Raw genomic sequence first — 23,355 nt, 5'->3', positions numbered from 1 at the left:
CGGCGCCCTTACAACTCCACCCTCACCCAACTCACCGGCTGATCCAGCCAATCGGCGAATTCATCGAGAAAGTCCTGCTTGAACCCCGCCTCCAGCCAGTTATTGAAGATGAACCCCAGGTTGGAAAAGCCGCAGGGCTGCAGGAACAGGAAGCCGTTGATGTCATCTTCGTGCCCACACTCGGGGCAGGTGAAGTTGTCGGTGCGCGCGGGCATCCAGTCTTCCAGGCTTTCGAACAACGCTTCGCCGACTTCCTTGCGGCACTCGGCGCAACCGGCTTCTTCGAGAAAGCCCTTGGCCGGCGTATAGATGCAGCGCTTGGTGATGATCTCCAGGCCATTGATCGCTTCGCCGAACGGCAAGGCTTCGGGGTGCATTACCACGTCGCGGGCACCGGGGGCGATAGCGTGGGCCATGCGATTGCCGGTGCGCCCGCAGGTGGTCAGTTGCTCTTCGACGATGTTCTTGCGCACCAGCCAGCGCACGATCGCCCGGGCCCGGGGCTCGTGGACCGGCAGGGTGGAAATTTTCGGGACGATGATGCTTTGCGAATTCATGACGAGGCCTGGAGGTTCCCATGGGGGCGAATAAAGGCCGGCAGCTTAATCCCTGGCCAAGCCAGGTCAAGCACTCAGGTAACGCCCGATCAAGGCAATGCCGCTGGCGAGCACCAGCCAGGTCACCAAGCGCACGAACGCCTCGCGCGACAACCTCATGGTCAGGCGACGACCCACCCACAGCCCCAGCGCCATGGCCGGCAACAAACACAGCGCCAGTACCAGCAAGGGTAGCTCGGCATACACACCGGCGACGATAAACAGGCTCAAGCGCACCACCGTGCTGCAACTGATCAAGGCGCTTTGAGTGGCCCGGGCCGGGTCCTTGGGCAGGCGGCTGTTCAGGTAGATGGCATATAAAAAGCCACCACTGCCAAATAACGCCCCGAACATTCCGCCCACCGTGCCCATCGGAAACGCCCACCGCGATGACAGCTGCGTCGGCCGGGTTTTTATCAACAGGCTATAGATGGCATAGCTGCTGATGAACAACCCCATCAACAGCAACAACAGGTCGGACTTGAGACTGAGCAGGAAAATCACCCCCAGGGTGCAGCCCAGTGCCATGCACGGGAGTAACCGCAGCAGCTCCGGCCGGGACACGTCCCGTCGCGATGGCAACAGGTTGCCGAAGGCCGCGACAAAATCCAGCAGGACCAGCAGCGGGATGATCTTCGACAATGGCATGAACAGCAGCAGGATGGGCGCGGCCACCAGTGCCGTGCCGAACCCGGCGATGCCGAACACGATATAGGCCAGGGCAATGGCCGAGCCGATCACCAGCCATTGCATGGGGGCAAATGCCCACTGGCCCAACCACGACAGAAGATTCATCCGGCACTTCCTTGATGACGAAGCGGGGACTTTAGCCAGATGTGTCGGGGCATATCCAGCATTTGTGGTGACCGGCCTACCGCTATCGCGAGCAAGCTCGCTCCCACACTGGACCTATCTCGCACTGGAAATCAAATGTGGGAGCGAGCTTGCTCGCGATGAAGGCAACTCGATCCGATTTGTTTGCACACATGGAGATTCACCAGCGAATGCCCTTATCATGCCGCCCATGATTAAAGATCCCTTTGCCCGACTGGGCCTGGACCGCGAGGTCCTGACTGTCAGCCAGCTCAACGGCCGTGCGCGGGTGTTGCTTGAAGACGTGTTCAGCAACATCTGGGTCGAGGGCGAAATCTCCAACCTTGCCCGCCCGGCCTCCGGCCATGTGTACTTCACCCTCAAGGACAGCGGCGCCCAGGTGCGTTGCGCGCTGTTCCGGCAGAATGCCGCGCGGGTGCGCCAGGCCTTGAAGGATGGGCTGGCAGTAAAAGTGCGCGGCAAGGTTTCGCTGTTCGAAGGCCGTGGCGATTATCAGTTGATCCTCGACACCGTGGAGCCGGCCGGCGATGGCGCCCTGCGCCTGGCCTTCGATGCCCTGAAGGAAAAACTCAGCGCCGAGGGCCTGTTCAGCGCCGAACGCAAGGTGCCGTTGCCGGCTCATCCGCAACGCATCGGCATCATCAGCTCGCCCACCGGCGCGGTGATCCGCGACATCATCAGCGTGTTCCGCCGCCGGGCGCCGCAGATATCCCTGACCTTGATTCCCACCGCCGTGCAAGGCCGCGAAGCCACCGGGCAAATCGTCCGCGCCCTGAAGCTGGCCGATGCCCGCGGTTTCGATGCGCTGATCCTGGCCCGGGGCGGCGGTTCGCTGGAAGACTTATGGTGCTTCAACGAAGAAGCCGTGGCCCGGGCGGTGGATGCCTGCGTCACGCCAATCGTCAGCGCCGTCGGCCATGAAACCGACGTGTCCATCAGCGATTTCGTCGCCGACGTGCGCGCCCCGACCCCGTCTGCCGCCGCTGAACTGCTGGCTCCGGACGCCGGTGACTTGGTGCGCCGGGTCGAAAGCCTGCATCGCCGGCTGGTGATGCGCATGCGCGACCGCCTGATGCGCGATCAACTGCGCCTCGAAGGCCTCACCCGACGCCTGCGTCATCCCGGCGAACGCTTGCGCCAGCAAGCCCAGCGCCTCGACGACCTGGACATGCGCCTGCGACGGGCCTTCGAGCGCAGCCTCAATACGCGCCGCGAACGCTTGATCCGCCTGGAAACCCGCTTGGCCGGGCAACATCCGGGCCGACACCTGGCGTTACTGCGCCAGCGCCTGGACAGCCTGGCCGAACGCCTGCCCCGGGCGATGCGCGAAGGCCTCAAGGCGCGCCGCGTGCAATTGCACAACCTGATGCAGACGCTGCACATCGTCAGCCCCCTGGCGACCCTTGGCCGCGGCTACAGCATCTTGCTCGACGAACGTGGCCATGCGATCCACAGCGCCGGGCAAACCCAGACCGGCCAGCGCTTGACCGCCAAGCTCGGCGAAGGCGAACTGCTGGTGCGGGTCGAAGACAATCACCTGACGCCAGTCACCCTTTCTTTACTGGACTGATTCATGCCGCGCTATCTCGCCCCACTGCTGTTGCTGTGCCTGACCTTCAATGCCCACGCCGACAGTTACATCACTCGCTTGTTGAACAAGCCGGTGCCCGGCGGCGTGGCCGTGGTGGACCTGGGCAGCGCGGCCCAGGCACCCAAAGCCACTTACCAGGGCAAGCCGGTGCTGGTGGTCAAGGAACAGCAGAACTGGCTGGCGATTGTCGGCATCCCGCTGACGGTCCAGCCCGGCACCCAACAAATCAGCAGTGGCGGCACCACCCAGCCGTTCGTGGTCGGCTACAAAAAATACCCCGAGCAACACATCACCCTGAAGAACAAGCGCCAGGTCAACCCGAACCCGGCGGACCTCAAGCGCATCGACGCCGAGCTGGCGGTCCAACTGAAGGCCTATCGCAGCTTCAGCCCGAACATTCCCAGCAACCTGCTGCTGGACAAACCGGTCAACGGCCCACTGTCGAGCAAGTTCGGCGTGCGCCGCTTCTTCAATGGCGAGGAGCGCAACCCCCATGCCGGCCTGGACTTCGCCGTGCCCGCCGGTACACCGATCAAGACCCCGGCCGCCGGCAAGGTGATCCTCACCGGCAATTACTTCTTCAATGGCAATACGGTGTTCGTCGACCATGGCCAGGGTTTCATCAGCATGTTCTGCCACATGTCGAAGATCGACGTGAAGGTCGGCCAGCAACTGGCCCGGGGCACCGTGGTGGGCAAGGTCGGTTCCACGGGTCGGGCGACCGGGCCGCATATGCACTGGAACATCAGCCTGAACGATGCGCGGGTGGATCCGGCGATTTTCATCGGTGCTTTCCAACCCTGAGATGTGTGCTGGGGCTACTGGCCTCATCGCGAGCAAGCTCGCTCCCACATTGGGATGTGTTGTGAACACCCCTATGCAACCCACAGAGATCCCCTGTGGGAGCGAGCTTACTCACGATGACGGTAGCCGCATCGCCACCGCCTGTGAATTGCCAAGCTCAAAACATCGACGCAATTTCCAATATCGACATCTCGAACATGCGCGATTAAATCTCGCAAACCCGCTCAAAAGCAGAAGTTCTCTCAATTTTTTCCGACTGCTTGCGATCCGCCGTTCACGCGGTTAGGGTTGAGGCATGAAAACCTCTCACACCCTCATCCAGCTTCGCCAGCACCGCAGCCTGTGCCTCGTCAGCGCACGACTGCCGGGGTGAATCGCAGCACCTCGTCCCGGCTGTGAAGCCACCCCATTCGAACCACCGGCAGGCCGCCTTTTTCCGGCCACGACAATAAGGATTTCCCCATGAGCATGCTCAAAGACCCGTCTTCCAAATACCGTGCCTTCCCGACCATCAACCTGCCGGATCGCACCTGGCCGTCGAAGACCATCACCGCCGCGCCGATCTGGTGCAGCTCCGACCTGCGCGACGGCAACCAGTCGCTGATCGAGCCGATGGACGCGGTCAAGAAGCTGCGCTTCTGGAAAACCCTGGTCGCGGTGGGCGTGAAGGAAATCGAGGCATCGTTCCCGGCCGCTTCCCAGACCGACTTCGACTTCGTGCGTACCCTCATCGAAGAAGGCCACATCCCGGACGACACCACCATCCAGGTGCTGACCCAGGCCCGTGAAGACTTGATCGCCCGTACGTTCGAATCCCTGCGCGGCGCGAAAAAAGCCATCGTCCACCTGTACAACGCCACCTGCCCGTCGTTCCGCCGCATCGTGTTCAACCAGGACAAGGAAGGCGTGAAGGAAATCGCGGTGAACGCGGCCAAGCTGTTCGTCAAATACGCCGCGCAGCAGCCGGAAACCCAATGGCAGTTCGAATACTCGCCAGAAACCTTCAGCGCCACTGAGCTGGAGTTCGCCAAGGAAGTCTGCGACGCGGTGATCGAAGTCTGGAACCCGACGCCCGAGCGCAAGGTGATCCTCAACCTGCCCGCCACCGTGGAAGTCGCCACCCCGAACATCTACGCCGACCAGATCGAGTGGTTCCACCGCAACATCACCCGGCGTGACAGCGTGCTCATCAGCCTGCACACCCACAACGACCGTGGCACCGGCGTGGCCGCTACCGAGCTGGGCCTGATGGCCGGTGCCGACCGTGTCGAAGGCTGCCTGTTCGGCAACGGCGAACGCACCGGTAACGTCGACCTGGTGACCGTGGCGCTGAACCTCTACACCCAGGGCATCGACCCGGAACTGGACTTCTCCGACATCGACGGCGTGCGCAAAGTGGTCGAGGAGTGCAACCAGATCCCGGTGCACCCGCGTCATCCGTACGTCGGCGACCTGGTCCACACCGCGTTCTCCGGCTCGCACCAGGACGCCATCCGCAAGGGCTTCGCCCAGCAGAAACCGGACACCCTGTGGGAAGTGCCGTACCTGCCGATCGACCCGGCCGACATCGGTCGCAGCTACGAGGCGGTGATTCGCGTCAACAGCCAGTCGGGCAAAGGCGGTATCGCTTACCTGCTGGAACAGGAATACGGCATCAGCCTGCCGCGCCGCATGCAGATCGAGTTCAGCCAGGTGGTACAGCGCGAAACCGATCGCCTGGGCCTGGAAATGACCGCCCAGCAGATCCACGGCCTGTTGCAGCGTGAATACCTGCAAGCCAACACCCCGTACGCGCTGGTCAGCCATCGCCTGCAGGAAGAGAACGGCAACAGTGCCGTAGAAGTGGAAGTGGCAAGCAAGGGCCAGGGCGAGACCAACCTGCACTGGCGCGGCAAGGGCAACGGCGCCCTGGAAGCGCTGGTGGCCGGCCTGCCGATTCCGGTGGAGATCATGGACTACAACGAACACGCCATCGGCGCTGGCACCAATGCCAAGGCGGCGGCCTACATCGAACTGCGCGTCAACGGCGAGCGTGCGGTGCATGGCGTGGGTATCGATGAGAACATCACCACGGCGAGCTTCAAGGCGCTGTTCAGTGCACTGAACCGCTCGCTGAGCCAACCGGAAGCCAAGGCGGCCTGATTCCTGGGCTGAAATGCAAAAAGGCCCCAGGGTGTGAACCCTGGGGCCTTTTGTTTGGCTGATGGTTGGGTGCTGACTGTACTGGCCTCATCGCGAGCAAGCTCGCTTCCACACTGGATCTTCAGTGGAGCCGAAATCCTGTGCCCACCTCAGCCCCCTGTGGGAGCGAGCTTGCTCGCGATGGCGGCCTGTCAGGCAATACAAGTCGGGTCATAGAACTTCTCCTTGGCTGACCGGTTATCAGCACGCAACACCGTTCTTTAAGGCTGAGTCGTTTCAATTCGTGAATTCGAAGCGATCGGCATCCAGGTTCGCCGGAAACCGTGTGCGATACGCCGCCAGGTCCGCCGCCTGCAAACACACCGTGAACACACCATCCGCGTCACCGGCGCTGAGCAAGGTTTCACCCTGGAAATCCAGCACCTGGCTGTCACCGGTGTAGGCGAAGCCCTTGCCGTCGGTGCCGACGCGGTTCACCGCCGCCACGTAGCACAGGTTCTCGATCGCCCGGGCCGGCAGCAGTCGATTCCAGTGCAGACGCCGCGCTCCGGGCCAGTTGGCGGTGTACAGCAGCAGGTCGGTGTCCTCGGCGTCGCGACTCCACACCGGAAAGCGCAGGTCGTAGCAAATCAACGGGCGAATCCGCCAGCCCTTGAGTTCGAACAGCACCTGCCGCTCGCCCGGCGTGTAGTGGTTGTGCTCGCCGGCCATGCGAAACAGATGGCGCTTGTCGTAATGCAACACTTCTCCGTCCGGCCGCGCCCACAGCAAGCGGTTGCGGTGGCTGCCGTCAGCATCCTGGATGATCACACTGCCAGTGATGACCGCGTCCAACTTCGCGGCCTGGGCCTTGAGCCACTGGCGTGTCGGACCGTTCTCCGGCTCCGCCAGGGTCTCGGACTCCATGGAGAACCCCGTGGTGAACATTTCCGGAAGGATGACCAGGTCAGCCCCTCGCGCCTGCTCCAACAGCGCTTCGAAATGCTCCAGGTTGGCCTCGCGGTCGTGCCAGGCCAGGGTGGTCTGGACCAGGGCAATGTCGAGGTTCGGCAACGCGCTCAAATCACGCATAGTTTTTCCGCCGCTTCGCGCAGCGTCTCCTCGCGTTTGGCAAAGCACAGGCGCACCAGGCGCTGGCCTTGGGGTGGGTCCTGGTAGAACACCGAGATCGGAATCGTCGCCACGCCATGCTCGCGGGTCATCCACACTGCCATGTCGACGTCATTCAGGTCCGGGCGAATCCGCGAATAATCCACCAACTGGAAATAAGTACCGGTCACGCGCCTGAAGCTGAACCGTGACGGAGCCAGCAGATCGCAGAACAGATCGCGCTTGGCCTGGTAGAAGTCCGGCAGTTCGTCGACGTGTTCCGGATGTTCGGCCATGTAGTCGGCCAGGGCGTACTGCAACGGCGTCACGCCGCAGAAGCTGACGTACTGGTGCACCTTGCGCAGCTCTGCCGTCAGGGCCGCTGGCGCCACCACGTAGCCGGTTTTCCAGCCGGTGACGTGGTAGGTCTTGCCGAACGAACTGACCACGAAGGCGCGGCGGTACAGTTCTTCATGGGCCAGGACACTGGCGTGGGCGATGCCGTCGAACACCAGGTGTTCGTAGACCTCATCGCTGACCAGGTAGATGTCACGGTCGCGAATCAGCGTCGCCAACTGATCGAGTTCGGCGCGGCTGATCAGGGCACCGCTGGGGTTGTGCGGCGAGTTGAGGATGATCATGCGCGTGCGCGGGCTCAGGGCTTCGCCGAGCTTCTGGAAGTCGATGGCGAAGTCATCCAGGCTCAATGGCACGTGCACGCAGCGCCCACCGGCCAATAGGACGGAAGGCTCGTAGCTGTCATAGCTCGGATCGAAAACGATCACTTCGTCACCACTGTGGACCACCGCCGCGATGGCACAGAAAATCGCCTGGGTCGCGCCAGGGGTCACGGTGACCTCTTGATCGGCATCGACGTTGACGCCGTAGCTGCGGGCGATCTTCGCCGCGATCTGCTGGCGCAGCGCCGGCAGGCCGGTCATCGGTGAGTACTGGTTATGGCCTTGAGCAATGTGCCGGCCAACCGCATCGCGCAGGGCCTGCGGACCATCGAAATCGGGAAAACCCTGGGACAGGTTCAGCGCGCCCGTCTGCGCGGCGAGCTGGGACATCTGGGTGAAAATCGTGATGCCGACGTTCGGCAACTTGCTGGTGATCATGAAGGGTCCCTGCTCTGCACCCGGCTCTGGTGCGGCGCGGGAGAGGTCGAGGATAGCCCAATCGCCGGGCATGAAAAAGGGTGCCACAAAGGGCACCCTTCTCACACGGACACAACTCATACCCTGTGGGAGCGAGCTTGCTCGCGATAGCGGTGGATCAGCCCGCATCCCTGTTGATGTACTGCCGCTATCGCGAGCAAGCTCGCTCCCACAGTGGATCTGCGCTGACTATCGATCAACGCTTGTCGCGGCGCTTCTTGTCGGCCTTCTTGTGGTGCGACATCAAGCGGCGCTTCTTGTTGACCTGGCGGTCGGTGAGCGTGTTCTTGTTGCCTTCGTACGGGTTCTCGCCGCCCTTGAACTCGATGCGGATCGGCGTGCCGACCAGCTTCAGGACGCGACGGTAGGTGTTTTCCAGGTAACGGACGTACGACTTGGGCACCTTCTCGATCTGGTTACCGTGGATCACGATAATCGGCGGGTTGGCACCGCCCAAGTGGGCGTAGCGCAGCTTGATCCGACGGTTGTTGACCATCGGCGGCGCGTGCTCGCCTACCGCATCTTCGAGGATCTGGGTCAGGCGGTTGGTCGGCCAGCGGGTGACCGCCGACTTGAACGAGTTCTGCACCGAAGCGTAGAGGTTGCCCACGCCCGTGCCGTGCAGGGCCGAGATGAAGTGGATGTCGGCGAAGTCGACGAAGAACAGCCGGCGCTGCAATTCGACCTTGACGAAATCCCGCTCGCTCGGCGTCATGCCGTCCCACTTGTTGATCGCGATGACCAGCGCACGCCCGGCTTCCAGGGCGAAGCCCAGCAGGTTCAGGTCGTGATCGACCACACCTTCGCGGGCGTCCATCACGAAGATCACCACGTTGGCGTCTTTGATCGCCTGCAAAGTCTTGACCACGGAGAACTTTTCAACTTCTTCGTGGATCTTGCCGCGCTTGCGCACACCGGCGGTGTCGATCAGCGTGTACTTCTCTTCGTTACGCTCGAAGGGAATATAGATGCTGTCACGGGTGGTGCCAGGCTGATCGTAGACGATGACCCGGTCTTCACCGAGCATGCGGTTGACCAGCGTCGACTTGCCCACGTTGGGACGGCCGATGATGGCGATCTTGATCCCGTCTTTTTCGCTCGGGCCCGGAATGCGCTTGGCTTCCTCACCCTCGGCAACAATCTCTTCCTCGCCCTCTTCCGGCTCTTCCGAGTCGTCCTTGGGGAAACTCTCCAGGGCGATTTCCAGCATCTGAGTGATGCCACGACCGTGGGCGCCGGCGATCGGGATCGCCTGGCCCATGCCCAACGGTGCGAACTCGGCGCGGGCCATGTCCGGGTCGATGTTGTCGACCTTGTTGGCGACCACGTAGGAACGCTTGTTACGCTTGCGCAAATGCTCGGCGATCATCTGGTCGGCGGCGGTAAAACCAGCCTTGGCGTCTACCAGGAACAGCACCACATCGGCTTCTTCAATGGCGAGCAGCGACTGCTCGGCCATTTTTTCGTCCATGCCATGTTCATCACCGGAGATGCCGCCGGTGTCGACCAGAATATAGGTACGCCCTTGCCACTTGGCCTCACCGTATTGGCGATCACGGGTCAGACCGGACAAGTCGCCGACAATGGCGTCGCGAGTCCTGGTCAGGCGGTTGAACAAGGTGGACTTGCCGACGTTCGGTCGGCCCACCAGGGCGATTACGGGAACCATGCGGCTCTCCACTTCGTTATTTCAGAAAATACAAAAGCCGCTGCGAGGCAGCGGCTGGTGCTCGGAGGCAGTCCTGTAGGAGCGGGCTTGCTCGCGAAAGCGGTGTGTCAGTTAACAAATTTTCTTCTGATACACAGTATTCGCGAGCAAGCCCGCTCCCACAAAGGACGGGCCGCTTGAGATCTAGCCCCAAGCATAGTCTTACTTGATGGTCAGGGCTTCCAGTTTGCCGCTGTTGCCATACACATAGATCATGTTGCCCACCACCAGCGGACGGGCACGCAGGCCGTCGCTGTCGATGCGCTCACGGCCGACGAAACGACCGTCCACCTGGCTGAGCAGGTGCAGGTAACCTTCCAGGTCACCCACTGCGACGTAGCTGGAGAACACTTCCGGGGCCGACAATTGACGACGGGCCAGGGAATCGTTGCTCCACAAGGCGGTGGTGGAACGCTCGTCAACGCCTTCGACGGTGCCCGAGGACAGGCTCACGTAGACGCTGCCAAAGCCTTGGGCGACACCGGCGTAACTGGACGCATCGCGCTGCCACAACGGACGACCGCTTTCCAGGTCCAGTGCCGCCACGCGGCCCTGGTAGCTGGCGACATACAACGTACCGCCGGACAGCAGCAAGCCGCCGTCGATGTCGACCACACGCTCCAGCTCCGAACGACCTTGCGGGATGGCTACGCGCTGCTCCCAGACCGGCACGCCGTTGGAAACATCCAGGGCCACCACTTTACCGGTCGACAAGCCAGCCACCGCCAGGCGGTCGGTGACGATAGGCGCACTGGTGCCGCGCAGGGTCAGTACCGCCGGGGTGCTGTCGTACAACCAGCGCTGGTTGCCGGTGGCGGCATCCAGGCCAATCAGACGGTCATCCTGGGTCTGGACCACCACCACGTCGCCGTTGGTGGCGGGTGGTGCGAGCACTTCGCTGGTCACCCGGGCGCGCCATTTCTCTTCACCGCTGCTCGCGTCCAGGGCGACGATCTCGCCCTTGAGCGTGCCGATCATGACCAGGCCGTAACCCACGCCAACGGCGCCGGAAACAGGCAGTTCGAGATCTTTCTCCCATTTGACGTCGCCATTGCTGCGATCCATCGCCATGACCACGCCCGTGACGTCGCCGGCATAGATGGTGTCGCCATCGATGGCCGGCACCAGCATGTTGTAGGTTTCACCCTGGCCATCGCCGATGGAGCGGCTCCATTGCTTCTGCAGCACGACTTCTTCTTTGAAGTCGGTCAGCTCGGCCGGTGGCAGTTCTTTCTTGCTGTTGCTGCTGCAACCCGCGGCCAGAATGGCCAGGGCCAGCAATGCTGCATGTTTCCACTGGATCACGTCACGCATCCCCTTTGGCCAGGTCGTCCAGCTTGATTTGCAGGCCACCGACCGCGGCTTCATCCGACAGCGCAGCCTTGGCTTTTTGGTAGGCCGCATGGGCCTCATCGGCACGGCCCAGCTGTACCAGCAGGTCGCCCTTGAGTTCTTCGCGGGTCGCCAGGAACGCCTTGTCGGCATCGCCGTCGAGCAGCTTCAAGGCGTCTTCGGCCTTGTTCTGTGCCGCCAGCACCTGCGCCAGGCGCTGACGCGCCACTTCGCCCAGGGTCGGGTTGGCCGGCTTGTCGACGATACCTTTGAGCTCGGTCGCGGCGTCGTCCAGCTTGCCGCTGTCCACCGCCACCTTGGCCACGAACAGGCGACCGTACTGCGCGTAGGCAGTGCCGCCGAACTCCTTGTCCAGCTTGCCGGCCAGGTCCGCCACACGGGCAGGGTCAGGCTTGCCGTCCGGGGTCAGGGTGGTTTCCAGCAATTGCTGGTAGAGCACCGAGGCGCCTTGCGACTGGTTGCTCTGGTATTTCTGGTAGGCCTGCCAGCCGAACACGATGACCAGCGCCAACAGGCCGCCAGTGACCAGCGGCTTGCCGTTGCGCGTCCACCAGTCCTTCAAATCCGCCAGCTGTTCATCTTCGGTACTCGACACCCCAATACTCCTTAATCGCTAAATCGGCTGTTTGACAGCTTCAACCCTGCACGACGCAGGTGGCCAGGTGTGCAGCAAGCGCATCCCAGGCAATGCTTTGTTGTTCGCCCTGGCCACGCAGGGGTTTGAAACCTACCACTTGTTGGGCCAGTTCGTCGTCACCGAGGATCAGTGCATACAGCGCACCGCTCTTGTCGGCCTTCTTGAATTGGCTCTTGAAGCTGCCGGCGCCGGCGTTGATCTGCAAGCGCAGGTTGGGCAACTGGTCGCGGATCCGCTCGCTCAACGACAAGGCGGCCAGTTCGGCGGCCTCGCCAAAGGCGCACAGGTAGACGTCGACCTGACGGGACAGTTCTTCGGGTACCTTGTCCAAGGCTTCCAACATCAGCACCAGGCGCTCGATGCCCATGGCAAAGCCCACGCCCGGGGTCGGCTTGCCGCCCATCTGCTCCACCAGCCCGTCGTAGCGGCCGCCGGCACAGACGGTGCCCTGGGCGCCGAGTTTGTCGGTGACCCACTCAAAGACCGTCTTGCTGTAGTAATCCAGGCCACGAACCAACTTGGGATTGATCACGTAGGGAATGCCGACAGCGTCGAGGCGCGCCTTTAGCCCTTCGAAGTGCGCACGGGACTCGTCGTCGAGGTAGTCGGCCATTTTCGGCGCGTCGACCAAGACCGCTTGGGTGTCGGCATTCTTGGTGTCCAGCACGCGCAGCGGATTGGTCTTCAGACGGCGCTGGCTGTCTTCGTCGAGCTTGTCCAGGTGCGCGGAAAGAAACTCCACCAACGCTTCGCGGTAGCGGCCACGGGACTCACTGGTGCCCAGGCTGTTGAGCTCGAGCTTGACCGCGTCACGCAGCCCCAGTTCGCCCCACAGGCGCCAGGTCATGACGATCAGCTCGGCGTCGATGTCCGGGCCCTCGAGGTTGAACACTTCCAGGCCAATCTGGTGGAACTGGCGATAACGGCCTTTCTGCGGGCGCTCGTGACGGAACATCGGGCCGACGTACCAGAGTTTCTGCACCTGGCCGCCGCCGGTGATGCCGTGTTCGAGCACCGCACGCACGCAAGCCGCTGTACCTTCGGGGCGCAGGGTCAGGGAATCGCCGTTGCGGTCGTCGAAGGTGTACATCTCTTTTTCGACGATGTCGGTCACTTCACCGATGGAGCGTTTGAACAGCTCGGTGAACTCGACGATTGGCATGCGGATCTGCCGGTAACCGTAGTTATCCAGCAGGCGCGCCACGGTGCCCTCGAAATAACGCCACAGGGGCGTCTGCTCGGGCAGGATGTCGTTCATGCCACGAATGGCTTGCAGAGACTTGCTCACGTCTATTCCTTAATCTTTCGACTTAACCGCGCGCGATGACCGCTGCGTCGGCTTCGACCTTTTCGGCCGCTTTCTGGCGAATCAGCCGTTCCAGCTCATCCACCAGATTGTCATTCGTCAGTTTCTGCGACGGCTTGCCGTCGATGTAAATCAGGTTCGGGGTACCGCCAGTCAGGCCGATATGGGCCTCCTTGGCTTCGCCCGGCCCGTTGACCACGCAACCGATCACCGCGACATCCAGCGGCACCAGCAGGTCTTCGAGGCGCCCTTCCAGTTCGTTCATGGTCTTGACCACATCGAAGTTCTGCCGCGAGCAGCTCGGGCAGGCGATGAAGTTGATGCCACGGGAACGCAGGTGCAGGGACTTGAGAATGTCGTAGCCGACTTTCACTTCCTCGACCGGATCAGCCGCCAACGAGATGCGGATGGTATCGCCAATCCCTTCGGCGAGCAGCATACCGAGGCCGACGGCGGATTTCACCGTGCCCGAACGCAACCCACCGGCTTCGGTGATGCCCAGGTGCAGCGGCTGGACGATTTCCTTGGCCAGCAAGCGGTAGGCTTCGACGGCCATGAACACGTCGGAGGCCTTCACGCTGACCTTGAAGTCCTGGAAATTCAGGCGTTCCAGGTGCTCGACGTGGCGCAGGGCGGACTCCACCAGCGCCGCCGGGGTCGGTTCGCCGTATTTCTTTTGCAGGTCTTTTTCCAGGGAACCGGCATTGACGCCGATGCGGATCGGGATGCCCCGGTCGCGGGCGGCGTCCACCACGGCGCGCACACGGTCTTCGCGACCGATGTTGCCCGGGTTGATGCGCAGGCAATCGACGCCCAGTTCGGCCACGCGCAGGGCGATGCGGTAGTCGAAGTGAATGTCGGCGACCAAGGGGACCTTGACCAGTTGCTTGATCTTGCCGAACGCCTCGGCGGCGTCCATGTCCGGCACGGAAACCCGCACGATGTCGACACCGGCGGCTTCCAGGCGGTTGATCTGCGCGACCGTGGCGGCCACGTCATTGGTGTCGCTGTTGGTCATGCTCTGCACAGCGATAGGCGCATCGCCGCCCACGGGCACGTTACCGACCCAGATCTTTCGGGATTCGCGACGTTTGATTGGAGATTCGCCGTGCATGACTTATTGACCCAACTTCAGGCGAGCGGTCTCGCCACTGGTGAACGGAGCGATGTCGACCGGCTGGCCGTTGTAGCTGACCTGCGCGCCACGGGCATACCCCAGGCGCACGGCAAACGGCGGCTTGCCGTTGACGGCGGTGCTGTCGCCCTTGCGCTTGAGGCCGCTGAACAGCACCTTGCCGTTGCCGTCGGTGATCTGCGTCCAGCAGTCGGCGACAAACTGAATCTGCACCTGGCCTTCACCCGCGACTGGCGCTGGGGTCGGGGCCGTCGGAGCTGCCGGGGCGACTGGAGCGGTCGGCGCGGCGTGGGTCGCAGGCGCAGCCGCGGTCGGTGCTGGCGTACTCGGCGCGGCCGGTGCCGTGGCAATCGGTGCGCTGCCGGTGTTCGGGGCAGCCGGTGCCGGAGCTGGAACAGCCGGCTCGGCACCCGCCTGGGCATCGGCGTCGTCCTGGCTTTGTGGCAACGCCAGGGTGGTTTCGCCTTCGGCCTGGCCTTCGACGACAGCCTGGTCTTCCGGCTCGTCCAGCGGATGGATCTGGGTGGTGCCGTCAGCGCCCTCGACCTCGACGTGCTCGGGGTTCATGGCGACGGGCTCCTTGTTGCGCAAGGACGCCTGGTCCTGCCACCAGACAAAACCGCCACCGATCACCGCGATCAGCAGCAACAGGCTGACGATTCGCAAAATGGTGTGGGAAACGCGAACCGGTTCCTCGATGCGCCCCAGGCTGTGCACGTTGCTGCCCTGGGCATCGGAACCGGTGTATTGATCGAATTGCTGGACCAGCACGGTCTGGTCCATGCCGAGCAACTTGGCATAGGCGCGGATGTAGCCCCGGGCGAAGGTGTGCCCGGGCAGCTTGTCGAACGCGCCCGCTTCCAGATTGCCCAGGGAAGCCACGGTAAGATTGAGCTTGAGGGCCACTTCGGCCAGCGACCAACCATTGCTTTCGCGGGCTTGACGCAGGGTCTCACCGGGATTTACGCGAGTCGCTGCTACAACTTCGGGATGCGCCGCTTTCATCATTGCTCCGACAGGTATTGCTGATATTCCGGCGTACCGGGATAGAGTCTTTTGAGTTGCAAGCCGTAACTCGCAGCTTTGTCGCGATCTTCAAACACATGTGCCAGCCGAACGCCGAGCAATAGACTACGTGCATTTTGCTCGCTCAGCAGGCTAAAACGCTCGTAGTAGTCACGGGCGGGCACATAATGCCTGTCTTCGTAAGACAACTCAGCCATTTCCAGCAGCGCCCGCGGTTGCTGGCGGTTGAGCCGCAGCGCCTTTTCGAGTTGCTGGCGGGCCAGGTCGCGCTGGCCCAACTGCGCGGCCGTCATGCCGAGGTTCTCGAAAACCCGCGAACGCTCGGGGTAAAGGGTATCGGCGGCAGCCTGCTCGAAGCGCTCGTAGGCTTCCTTGTAGCGTTTCTGCTCGAAAAGAAAGCTGCCGTAGTTGTTCAGGATCCGTGCATCCTGGGGCCGGCCGGACAGCGCCTTGCGAAAATGCTGGTCGGCCAGTTCCGACTCCATCTCGGCCTGGAACACCAGGGCCAGGGCCGCGTTGGCATCCGGGTCGGAATCGTCCAGCTCCAGGGCCTTCTTGAGCGGCACCTTGGCCCGTTCGGTCATGCCCTGCTGCAGGTAGCCGATGCCCAGTTGCACATAGGCCACACGTGCCTCGTCACGCCCTTTGCTGGTCTTCATCGGGTTGTAGTCACCCGACAGGACACAACCGGAACACAGGCCGGCCAACAGCAAAACGAGCGCGAAGCGCAGGGACATAGAGTTCCTCTCTTAGTGACTGTTCGCAGCGTTTTGCACCGCATCGTCCGCGGCGTTCAACTCACGCACGGCAATGTAGCGTTCGCTGCGACGGGTGCGATCCAGCACCTGTCCTACCAATTGGCCACAGGCGGCGTCGATGTCTTCGCCGCGAGTGGTGCGCACGGTGACGTTGAAGCCAGCGTGGTGAAGCTGATCCTGGAAGCGACGAATCGCGTTGTTGCTCGGACGCTCGTAACCGGAATGCGGGAACGGGTTGAACGGGATCAGGTTGATCTTGCACGGGATGTTCTTGAGCAACTCGATCATCTCGACCGCGTGCTCGACCTTGTCGTTCACATCCTTGAGCAGCGTGTACTCGATGGTCAGCACGCGTTTTTCGCCCAGGGACGACATGTAGCGCTGGCACGACTCGAGCAGCATCTTAAGCGGATACTTCTTGTTGATCGGCACCAATTGGTTACGCAATGCGTCATTGGGTGCGTGCAGCGACAACGCCAGGGAGACGTCGATGTGCTTGGCCAGCTCATCGATCATCGGCACCACGCCGGAGGTGGACAAGGTCACGCGGCGCTTGGAGATGCCGTAGCCCAGGTCGTCCATCATCAGGTGCATGGCGGAAACGACATTGTCGAAGTTCAGCAGCGGCTCACCCATGCCCATCATCACCACGTTGGTGATGGCACGGTCGACGGTCGCCGGGACGCTGCCAAAGGATTTGTTGGCAATCCACACCTGGCCGATCACTTCGGCGGCGGTGAGGTTGCTATTGAAGCCTTGCTTGCCGGTGGAGCAGAAACTGCAATCCAGGGCACAGCCTGCCTGGGACGAAACGCACAAGGTGCCGCGCTTGCCCTGGGGAATGTAGACGGTCTCGACGCAGCTGCCGGACGCCACGCGCACCACCCACTTGCGGGTGCCGTCGCTGGAAATGTCCTGGCTGACCACTTCGGGGCCGCGAATCTCGGCAACAGCCTTGAGCTTTTCACGCAGGGCCTTGCCGACATTCGTCATGGCGTCGAAGTCGTCGACGCCAAAGTGGTGAATCCATTTCATCACCTGGCCGGCACGGAAACGCTTCTCCCCGATCGAGTCGAAGAATTTCTCCATTTCCGGCTGGGTCAGGCCCAACAGGTTGGTTTTGCCGTTCGATGTAGTCATGGATTCACCTTCACTCAAAAGCCTGGGCTTAGCGAGTGGTTACTTCAGTAGCGGAGAAAAAGTAAGCGATTTCGCGAGCGGCAGCGGCTTCGGAGTCCGAACCGTGGACGGCGTTGGCGTCGATGGACTCGGCGAAGTCAGCACGGATGGTGCCGGCAGCGGCTTCTTTAGGGTTGGTAGCGCCCATCAGCTCACGGTTGCGAGCGATGGCGTTTTCGCCTTCCAGCACCTGAACGACAACCGGACCGGAAGTCATGAAGGCAACCAGTTCACCGAAGAAACCGCGCTCGCTGTGCTCAGCGTAGAAGCCTTCGGCTTCGGCTTTGGACAGTTGCTTCATTTTCGAAGCTACAACGCGCAGGCCAGCGTCTTCAAAACGGGTAACGATCTTGCCGATCACGTTTTTAGCAACGGCGTCAGGCTTGATGATGGAGAAAGTACGTTGAACAGCCATGGTGTAACTCCAGAAACGGTAATTTACGAAAAATTAAACCCGCGAATTATACGCGGGTTCTTGGGTATTGCCTAACCTGCGAGGCGATCAGTCCAATTCTTTGGCCCAGAGTTCCTGAACCGCTTCCAACACCTTCTCGCCGACTCGGCCAGAGGTGGCATCGAAGTCAGGCAGATCCAGGATCATCTGCTGCAGACGGACGAAACCTACAGAGTACGGATCGAGCCCTTCGTGGGCCTCGGCCAACTCTTCCGCGATGCGTTGTACGTCATTCCAACCATAGCTCATGACAGTGTCACCATCAGTGCGGCGCTTCGGCCGCATGGTTAAGCGAATATTTCGGGATTTCGACCACCAGGTCTTCGGTGCCGACCTTGGCCTGACAGGTCAGGCGCGACGTCGGCTCCAGGCCCCAGGCCCGATCAAGATAGTCCTCTTCCAGCTCATCGGCTTCATTCAGCGAGTCGAAACCCTCGCGGATGATGCAATGGCACGTGGTGCAGGCACAAACGCCACCGCAGGCGCTCTCGATCTCGATGTGGTTGTCATGGGCCACTTCAAGCAGGGACTTGCCGGTTTCGGCCTCTACCACCATACCGTCCGGGCAATGCTCGGCGTGTGGCAGAAAAATGATCTGCGGCATCAGTTATTCCTCGATTTCATTCAGGTTGCGCCCCGCCAGGGCGGCTTTGACCGTCGAGTCCAGGCGGCGGGCTGCAAAGGCATCGGTGACTTGAGACAGACGCTTGGTCTGCTGCTCGATGGCATAACCATCGGTGCCTTTCATCAATTCGGACAGTTCCTGCATCTGCAGCTCGATGACCATGCGTTCTTCGGCATCCAGCAAACGCTCGCCGTCGGCTTCAAGGGCCCCCTGCACGGCTTCGATCAGACGCTGGGCGTCGACCTGCTGCTCACGCAGCACACGGGCCACTTTGTCGTCGCTGGCGTGCTGGAACGAATCCTTGAGCATCTTGGCGATTTCACCGTCGGTCAGGCCGTAGGACGGCTTGACCTGGATGCTCGCCTCGACGCCCGAACCCAATTCGCGAGCGGAGACATTGAGCAAACCGTCGGCATCGACCTGGAAGGTCACGCGAATCTTCGCCGCACCGGCCACCATCGGCGGGATGCCGCGCAATTCGAAGCGGGCCAGGGAACGGCAGTCGCTGATCAGCTCACGCTCGCCTTGCAGCACGTGGACCATCATGGCCGACTGGCCGTCTTTATAGGTGGTGAAGTCCTGGGCGCGGGCAACCGGGATGGTGGTGTTGCGTGGAATCACCTTCTCCATCAGGCCGCCCATGGTTTCCAGCCCCAGGGACAACGGAATCACATCGAGCAACAGCAGTTCGCCGCCGTCGCGCTTGTTGCCGGCCAGGGTATCGGCCTGGATCGCGGCGCCGATGGCGACCACCTGGTCCGGGTCGATTTCGGTCAGCGGCTGGCGGCCAAAGGCCTCGGCAACGGCTTCGCGAACCCGAGGCACGCGGGTCGAACCACCGACCATGACCACGGCCTTGACGTCTTCGAGCTCGATGCCGGAATCACGCACGGCACGGCGGCAGGCCTTGAGGCTGCGGGCGACCATGGGCTCGATCAATGCATCAAAGGCGGCGCGGCTCAGCGAGGCTTGCCAGTCGCCATAAGCGACTTCAACGGTGGCGGCGTCGGTCAAGGCTTCCTTGGCGGCGCAGGCGGTTTGCAGCAGGTGGCGTTGCGCACCCGGGTCGAGGTCGGCGGACAAGCCCGCTTGCTCGATGATCCAGCCGGCGATGGCGTGGTCGAAGTCATCGCCGCCCAGGGCACTGTCGCCACCGGTGGCCAGGACTTCGAAAACACCGCCGGTCAGGCGCAGGATCGAAATATCGAATGTGCCGCCGCCCAGATCGTAGATCGCGACCAGGCCTTCGGCATGCTGGTCGAGGCCATACGCGACGGCAGCGGCAGTCGGCTCGTTGAGCAGGCGCAGCACGTTAAGGCCGGCCAGCTTGGCGGCGTCCTTGGTGGCTTGGCGCTGGGCGTCGTCGAAATAGGCCGGGACGGTGATGACCGCGCCCACCAGTTCACCGCCCAACGCCGCTTCGGCACGCTGACGCAAGACCTTGAGAATGTCGGCGGAAACCTCGACCGGGCTTTTCGGGCCTTGCACGGTTTCGATGAACGGCATGTGGGATTCGCCACCGACGAAGCGGTACGGCAGCTGGTCGCCCAATTGCTTGACGTCGGACAGACCACGACCCATCAAGCGCTTGACCGAGACAATAGTGTTCAGAGGGTCAGTGGCGGCGGCCAGCTTGGCCGACTCGCCCACTTCGACGCGATCGGCGTGATAGCGAACGGCGGACGGCAGGATCACCTGCCCCTGTTCATCGGCCAGCGGCTCGGAAAGACCGCTGCGCAAGGCAGCGACCAGGGAATTGGTAGTACCCAAGTCGATCCCGACAGCCAGGCGACGCTGGTGCGGTTGTGGACTTTGGCCGGGTTCGGCGATCTGCAGTAGGGCCATCGTAATCAGGACTTATCTGTAATCAGGCGTGCGACCGGAGCGGCACTGGGTTAATCGTCGAGGCGCTCTTCTAGCTGGCGCACTTCGTAGGTGAGCTTGTCGAGGAACTGCATGCGCCGCATCAGGCGTTCGGCCTGTTCGCGTTGCGCGGCATCGTTCCAGCAGGCTGCGAAGCTATCGTTCAGTGTTTGCTGGGCGTCTTTCAAGCGCCGCTTGAATACCGCGACACCGGCCAGGTCGGCGCTGTCCTGCAGATCCTCGAGCTCTTCGCGCCACTGCATCTGCTGCAAAAGAAACTCGGGATCGTGGACCGTGACCTCCAGCGGCAACTCATGGCCGCTGATGGCGAGCAGGTAACGCGCGCGCTTGGCAGGACTCTTAAGCGTCTGGTAAGCCTCGTTGAGGTTCGCCGACTGCTCGAGCGCCCGCCGCTGCTCCGCCTCGGAGGCATCGGCAAAGCGGTCGGGATGGACGCCACGGGCCAATTCAAGATAACGCGCGGACAACTGCTCGAGATCCAGCTGGAACGCAGGCTGCATCTGGAACAACGCAAAATGACAAGGAGTACCCACAAGCCGCCTCAGATGTTGAAGCTTTCGCCGCAGCCACATTCACCGCGCACGTTGGGGTTGTTGAACTTGAAGCCTTCGTTCAACCCTTCCTTGACGAAATCCAGTTCGGTGCCGTCCAGGTACGTCAGGCTTTTCGGGTCGATGATCACTTTCTGACCATGACTTTCGAATACCTGATCGTCTTCGCCCACTTCGTCGACGAACTCCAGTACATAGGCGAGACCAGAACAGCCCGTGGTGCGAACACCCAGGCGGATACCCTCGCCCTTGCCGCGCCCCGCGAGGGAGCGCTGGATATGGTTAGCTGCCGCTTCTGTCATCTGGATAGCCATGGAAAACTCCTTACCGTAACGCGGATCAGATCAAGCCTTTCTTCTGCTTGTAATCGCGAACGGCGGCCTTGATGGCGTCTTCGGCGAGTACCGAGCAGTGGATCTTCACTGGCGGCAGGGCCAGTTCTTCAGCCAGCTGGGTGTTCTTGATGGTTTCGGCTTCATCAAGGGTCTTGCCCTTCATCCACTCGGTGGCCAGGGAGCTGGACGCGATGGCCGAGCCGCAGCCGTAGGTCTTGAACTTGGCATCTTCGATGATGCCTTGCTCGTTGACCTTGATCTGCAGACGCATCACGTCGCCGCACGCCGGCGCGCCGACCATGCCGGTGCCGACATCAGGATCCTGCGCGTCCATCTTGCCGACGTTGCGCGGGTTCTCGTAGTGGTCGATGACCTTTTCGCTATATGCCATTTGCTTCAATCCTCATCAGTGAGTCGCTCTGGTGGCGACTTCTTCAGTGCGCCGCCCACTCGATTTTCGAAATGTCGACGCCGTCTTTGTACATGTCCCACAGCGGCGACAGAGCGCGCAGCTTGGTAACGGCCTCGCAGACTTTCTGCGCGGCGTAATCGATTTCTTCTTCGGTGGTGAAACGGCCGAAGGTAAAGCGAATGGAGCTGTGGGCCAGTTCGTCGTTGCGGCCCAGGGCGCGCAGTACGTACGAAGGCTCCAGGGACGCCGAGGTGCACGCCGAACCGGACGACACGGCCAGATCCTTGAGCGCCATGATCAGCGACTCACCTTCAACGTAGTTGAAGCTCAGGTTCAGGTTGTGCGGTACGCGGGCGATCATGCTGCCGTTGACGTAGAGTTCTTCAAGGTGCTCGACCTGCTTGAAGAAGCGGTCGCTCAGGGCCTTGATGCGCACGTTCTCGGCAGCCATGTCTTCCTTGGCGACGCGGAAGGCTTCGCCCATGCCGACGATCTGGTGGGTCGCCAGGGTGCCGGAACGCATGCCACGCTCGTGACCGCCGCCGTGCATGGTCGCTTCGAGGCGAACACGCGGCTTGCGGCTGACGTACAGGGCGCCGATGCCTTTAGGGCCGTAGGTCTTGTGGGCCGAGAACGACATCAGGTCGACTTTCAGCTTGGACAGGTCGATGTCGACCTTGCCGGTGGACTGAGCGGCGTCGACGTGGAAAAGGACGCCCTTGGAGCGGGTCAGTTCGCCGATGGCCGCGATGTCGTTGACGGTGCCGATTTCGTTGTTCACGTGCATGATCGAGACCAGGATGGTGTCGTCGCGCAGGGCGGCTTCGACCATGGCCGGGGTGATGATGCCGTCTTCACCGGGCTCGATGTAGGTGACTTCGAAGCCTTCACGCTCCAGTTGGCGCATGGTGTCCAGGACAGCCTTGTGCTCGATCTTGGAGGTGATCAGGTGCTTGCCCTTGGTGTGGTAGAAATGCGCGACACCCTTGATTGCCAGGTTGTCGGATTCGGTGGCACCGGAGGTCCAGACGATTTCACGCGGGTCGGCGTTGACCAGATCGGCGACCTGGCGGCGGGCGTTTTCGACCGACTCTTCGGCCTTCCAGCCAAACACGTGGGAACGGGACGCCGGGTTACCGAAGTTTCCGTCGACCAGCAGGCATTCACTCATTTTTTGCGCAACACGCGGATCAACCGGGGTGGTCGCAGAGTAATCAAGGTAAATCGGCAATTTCATGGACTCTCTCCTAAATCAGGCTGGCTGGCGTTCCGCTTGCTCTGCGGCGGTCATTCGACGGCGGACGCTTCAATCTTGTCCAGGTGCGGCGCCTTGCTGTTGCAACGGCGCTGGTCCTGACGCTGGGCTACTTCTTGCACCTCACGGCGAGTTACAAGGTCAGCCAAGCTGATACCGCTCAGAAATTCGTGGATCTGCAGGCTGAGGTCGCACCACAAGTGGTGGGTCAGGCAAGTATCGCCGCCATGGCAGTCGCCAAGGCCCTGGCATTTGGTCGCATCGACCGATTCGTTCACTGCATCGATCACCTGGGCGACCTGGATGCCTTGCATGTCCCGCGACAGCTGGTAGCCGCCGCCGGGGCCGCGAACGCTGGACACCAGGTTGCTGCGGCGCAGCTTGGCGAACAGCTGTTCAAGGTAAGACAGGGAAATGCCCTGGCGCTCGGAGATATCGGCCAGGGACACCGGCCCGTGCTGCGCATGCAATGCCAGATCCAGCATTGCGGTCACGGCGTATCGGCCTTTTGTAGTCAGTCGCAT

24 protein-coding genes are annotated in these 23,355 nt (G+C 61.9%); 3 read left to right on the top strand and 21 right to left on the bottom strand.

What is annotated here, in order from left to right:
- Positions 1-8 precede the first annotated feature (8 nt).
- Together AB7M32_RS09475 and AB7M32_RS09470 are read right to left on the bottom strand one after the other, a co-directional pair.
- Complete coding sequence (locus tag AB7M32_RS09475; protein ID WP_072408104.1) at positions 9-557, bottom strand: sugar ABC transporter ATPase; 549 nt, start codon at positions 555-557, stop codon at positions 9-11.
- A gap of 66 nt (positions 558-623) precedes the next feature.
- Complete coding sequence (locus tag AB7M32_RS09470) at positions 624-1,391, bottom strand: sulfite exporter TauE/SafE family protein (protein WP_454249746.1); 768 nt, start codon at positions 1,389-1,391, stop codon at positions 624-626.
- Positions 1,392-1,620: 229 nt separating this feature from the next.
- Between AB7M32_RS09470 and xseA the strand changes: the two genes are divergently transcribed.
- From xseA to leuA, 3 genes are all read left to right on the top strand, one after another.
- On the top strand, positions 1,621-3,000 hold the full coding sequence (xseA, locus tag AB7M32_RS09465) for an exodeoxyribonuclease VII large subunit (protein ID WP_454249745.1): 1,380 nt from the start codon (positions 1,621-1,623) through the stop codon (positions 2,998-3,000).
- 3 nt (positions 3,001-3,003) lie between these two features.
- Positions 3,004-3,825, top strand: coding sequence for a peptidoglycan DD-metalloendopeptidase family protein (locus tag AB7M32_RS09460; protein ID WP_158455838.1), 822 nt, complete (start codon positions 3,004-3,006; stop codon positions 3,823-3,825).
- A 462-nt stretch (positions 3,826-4,287) separates the two neighbouring features.
- The gene (gene leuA / locus AB7M32_RS09455; RefSeq protein WP_158455836.1) at positions 4,288-5,967 is read left to right on the top strand and encodes a 2-isopropylmalate synthase; all 1,680 of its coding nucleotides are present in this window, start codon (positions 4,288-4,290) and stop codon (positions 5,965-5,967) included.
- Positions 5,968-6,243: 276 nt separating this feature from the next.
- Here the strand turns inward: leuA and AB7M32_RS09450 are convergent, their stop codons facing one another.
- From AB7M32_RS09450 to iscR, 19 genes are all read right to left on the bottom strand, one after another.
- Positions 6,244-7,038, bottom strand: coding sequence for an amidohydrolase (locus tag AB7M32_RS09450; protein ID WP_454249744.1), 795 nt, complete (start codon positions 7,036-7,038; stop codon positions 6,244-6,246).
- The gene (locus tag AB7M32_RS09445) at positions 7,026-8,174 is read right to left on the bottom strand and encodes a pyridoxal phosphate-dependent aminotransferase (RefSeq protein WP_454249743.1); all 1,149 of its coding nucleotides are present in this window, start codon (positions 8,172-8,174) and stop codon (positions 7,026-7,028) included. Before AB7M32_RS09445 ends, AB7M32_RS09450 begins: the two co-directional genes overlap by 13 nt.
- 235 nt (positions 8,175-8,409) lie before the next feature.
- Positions 8,410-9,882 (bottom strand): ribosome biogenesis GTPase Der, encoded by a 1,473-nt coding sequence (gene der / locus AB7M32_RS09440; protein WP_072408094.1) that lies wholly within the window; start codon positions 9,880-9,882, stop codon positions 8,410-8,412.
- A gap of 201 nt (positions 9,883-10,083) precedes the next feature.
- A complete protein-coding gene (gene bamB / locus AB7M32_RS09435) occupies positions 10,084-11,235 on the bottom strand; it encodes an outer membrane protein assembly factor BamB (protein ID WP_454249742.1) in 1,152 nt (383 codons plus the stop codon).
- Entirely contained in the window at positions 11,228-11,869 is a 642-nt protein-coding gene (locus AB7M32_RS09430) for a YfgM family protein (protein WP_025212011.1), read from the bottom strand. The genes bamB and AB7M32_RS09430 overlap by 8 nt, the downstream gene beginning before the upstream one ends.
- A gap of 40 nt (positions 11,870-11,909) precedes the next feature.
- Positions 11,910-13,199: a histidine--tRNA ligase gene (gene hisS / locus AB7M32_RS09425; protein ID WP_025212010.1), complete on the bottom strand. Its 1,290-nt coding sequence runs from the start codon at positions 13,197-13,199 to the stop codon at positions 11,910-11,912.
- Positions 13,200-13,221: 22 nt separating this feature from the next.
- Positions 13,222-14,331, bottom strand: a complete 1,110-nt coding sequence (ispG, locus tag AB7M32_RS09420; protein ID WP_003185136.1) for a flavodoxin-dependent (E)-4-hydroxy-3-methylbut-2-enyl-diphosphate synthase — start codon at positions 14,329-14,331, stop codon at positions 13,222-13,224.
- Between the two features lie 3 nt (positions 14,332-14,334).
- A complete protein-coding gene (locus AB7M32_RS09415; protein ID WP_454249741.1) occupies positions 14,335-15,357 on the bottom strand; it encodes a RodZ domain-containing protein in 1,023 nt (340 codons plus the stop codon).
- Positions 15,357-16,115 carry a type IV pilus biogenesis/stability protein PilW gene (gene pilW, locus AB7M32_RS09410; RefSeq protein WP_072408090.1) on the bottom strand — a complete coding sequence of 253 codons (759 nt, stop codon included), beginning with the start codon at positions 16,113-16,115 and terminating at the stop codon, positions 15,357-15,359. Before pilW ends, AB7M32_RS09415 begins: the two co-directional genes overlap by 1 nt.
- A gap of 12 nt (positions 16,116-16,127) precedes the next feature.
- Positions 16,128-17,276 (bottom strand): 23S rRNA (adenine(2503)-C(2))-methyltransferase RlmN, encoded by a 1,149-nt coding sequence (gene rlmN / locus AB7M32_RS09405; RefSeq protein ID WP_053118626.1) that lies wholly within the window; start codon positions 17,274-17,276, stop codon positions 16,128-16,130.
- Positions 17,277-17,304: 28 nt separating this feature from the next.
- Positions 17,305-17,730 carry a nucleoside-diphosphate kinase gene (ndk, locus tag AB7M32_RS09400; protein ID WP_042727994.1) on the bottom strand — a complete coding sequence of 142 codons (426 nt, stop codon included), beginning with the start codon at positions 17,728-17,730 and terminating at the stop codon, positions 17,305-17,307.
- A gap of 87 nt (positions 17,731-17,817) precedes the next feature.
- Positions 17,818-18,018, bottom strand: coding sequence for a Fe-S cluster assembly protein IscX (gene iscX / locus AB7M32_RS09395; RefSeq protein ID WP_072408088.1), 201 nt, complete (start codon positions 18,016-18,018; stop codon positions 17,818-17,820).
- A gap of 13 nt (positions 18,019-18,031) precedes the next feature.
- A complete protein-coding gene (fdx, locus tag AB7M32_RS09390) occupies positions 18,032-18,373 on the bottom strand; it encodes an ISC system 2Fe-2S type ferredoxin (protein ID WP_042727996.1) in 342 nt (113 codons plus the stop codon).
- Positions 18,374-18,376: 3 nt separating this feature from the next.
- Entirely contained in the window at positions 18,377-20,239 is a 1,863-nt protein-coding gene (gene hscA, locus AB7M32_RS09385) for a Fe-S protein assembly chaperone HscA (protein WP_454249740.1), read from the bottom strand.
- A gap of 50 nt (positions 20,240-20,289) precedes the next feature.
- Positions 20,290-20,811 (bottom strand): co-chaperone HscB, encoded by a 522-nt coding sequence (hscB, locus tag AB7M32_RS09380; protein ID WP_072408084.1) that lies wholly within the window; start codon positions 20,809-20,811, stop codon positions 20,290-20,292.
- A gap of 8 nt (positions 20,812-20,819) precedes the next feature.
- Positions 20,820-21,143, bottom strand: a complete 324-nt coding sequence (iscA, locus tag AB7M32_RS09375) for an iron-sulfur cluster assembly protein IscA (protein ID WP_003185155.1) — start codon at positions 21,141-21,143, stop codon at positions 20,820-20,822.
- A gap of 25 nt (positions 21,144-21,168) precedes the next feature.
- Complete coding sequence (gene iscU, locus AB7M32_RS09370) at positions 21,169-21,555, bottom strand: Fe-S cluster assembly scaffold IscU (protein ID WP_003185157.1); 387 nt, start codon at positions 21,553-21,555, stop codon at positions 21,169-21,171.
- A 43-nt stretch (positions 21,556-21,598) separates the two neighbouring features.
- The gene (locus AB7M32_RS09365) at positions 21,599-22,813 is read right to left on the bottom strand and encodes an IscS subfamily cysteine desulfurase (protein WP_265033997.1); all 1,215 of its coding nucleotides are present in this window, start codon (positions 22,811-22,813) and stop codon (positions 21,599-21,601) included.
- A gap of 50 nt (positions 22,814-22,863) precedes the next feature.
- Positions 22,864-23,355, bottom strand: coding sequence for a Fe-S cluster assembly transcriptional regulator IscR (iscR, locus tag AB7M32_RS09360; RefSeq protein ID WP_003185160.1), 492 nt, complete (start codon positions 23,353-23,355; stop codon positions 22,864-22,866).

This window comes from Pseudomonas sp. R151218B TE3479, from assembly GCF_053629195.1.
Note: the sequence above shows the minus strand (reverse complement) of the source record. Positions and strands in the feature narration are given on the sequence as shown.

Bases quoted from the DNA above. Each gene is read 5' to 3' on its own strand.
- fdx (WP_042727996.1), bottom strand. From the start codon at position 18,373: ATGCCGCAGATCATTTTTCTGCCACACGCCGAGCATTGCCCGGACGGT.
- ndk (WP_042727994.1), bottom strand. From the start codon at position 17,730: ATGGCTGTTCAACGTACTTTCTCCATCATCAAGCCTGACGCCGTTGCT.
- AB7M32_RS09475 (WP_072408104.1), bottom strand. From the start codon at position 557: ATGAATTCGCAAAGCATCATCGTCCCGAAAATTTCCACCCTGCCGGTC.
- pilW (WP_072408090.1), bottom strand. From the start codon at position 16,115: ATGTCCCTGCGCTTCGCGCTCGTTTTGCTGTTGGCCGGCCTGTGTTCC.
- der (WP_072408094.1), bottom strand. From the start codon at position 9,882: ATGGTTCCCGTAATCGCCCTGGTGGGCCGACCGAACGTCGGCAAGTCC.
- hscA (WP_454249740.1), bottom strand. From the start codon at position 20,239: ATGGCCCTACTGCAGATCGCCGAACCCGGCCAAAGTCCACAACCGCAC.
- AB7M32_RS09415 (WP_454249741.1), bottom strand. From the start codon at position 15,357: ATGAAAGCGGCGCATCCCGAAGTTGTAGCAGCGACTCGCGTAAATCCC.
- AB7M32_RS09450 (WP_454249744.1), bottom strand. From the start codon at position 7,038: ATGCGTGATTTGAGCGCGTTGCCGAACCTCGACATTGCCCTGGTCCAG.
- iscR (WP_003185160.1), bottom strand. From the start codon at position 23,355: ATGCGACTGACTACAAAAGGCCGATACGCCGTGACCGCAATGCTGGAT.
- AB7M32_RS09470 (WP_454249746.1), bottom strand. From the start codon at position 1,391: ATGAATCTTCTGTCGTGGTTGGGCCAGTGGGCATTTGCCCCCATGCAA.
- AB7M32_RS09445 (WP_454249743.1), bottom strand. From the start codon at position 8,174: ATGATCACCAGCAAGTTGCCGAACGTCGGCATCACGATTTTCACCCAG.
- AB7M32_RS09365 (WP_265033997.1), bottom strand. From the start codon at position 22,813: ATGAAATTGCCGATTTACCTTGATTACTCTGCGACCACCCCGGTTGAT.
- leuA (WP_158455836.1), top strand. From the start codon at position 4,288: ATGAGCATGCTCAAAGACCCGTCTTCCAAATACCGTGCCTTCCCGACC.
- xseA (WP_454249745.1), top strand. From the start codon at position 1,621: ATGATTAAAGATCCCTTTGCCCGACTGGGCCTGGACCGCGAGGTCCTG.
- ispG (WP_003185136.1), bottom strand. From the start codon at position 14,331: ATGCACGGCGAATCTCCAATCAAACGTCGCGAATCCCGAAAGATCTGG.
- iscA (WP_003185155.1), bottom strand. From the start codon at position 21,143: ATGGCTATCCAGATGACAGAAGCGGCAGCTAACCATATCCAGCGCTCC.
- bamB (WP_454249742.1), bottom strand. From the start codon at position 11,235: ATGCGTGACGTGATCCAGTGGAAACATGCAGCATTGCTGGCCCTGGCC.
- AB7M32_RS09460 (WP_158455838.1), top strand. From the start codon at position 3,004: ATGCCGCGCTATCTCGCCCCACTGCTGTTGCTGTGCCTGACCTTCAAT.
- rlmN (WP_053118626.1), bottom strand. From the start codon at position 17,276: ATGACTACATCGAACGGCAAAACCAACCTGTTGGGCCTGACCCAGCCG.
- iscX (WP_072408088.1), bottom strand. From the start codon at position 18,018: ATGAGCTATGGTTGGAATGACGTACAACGCATCGCGGAAGAGTTGGCC.
- iscU (WP_003185157.1), bottom strand. From the start codon at position 21,555: ATGGCATATAGCGAAAAGGTCATCGACCACTACGAGAACCCGCGCAAC.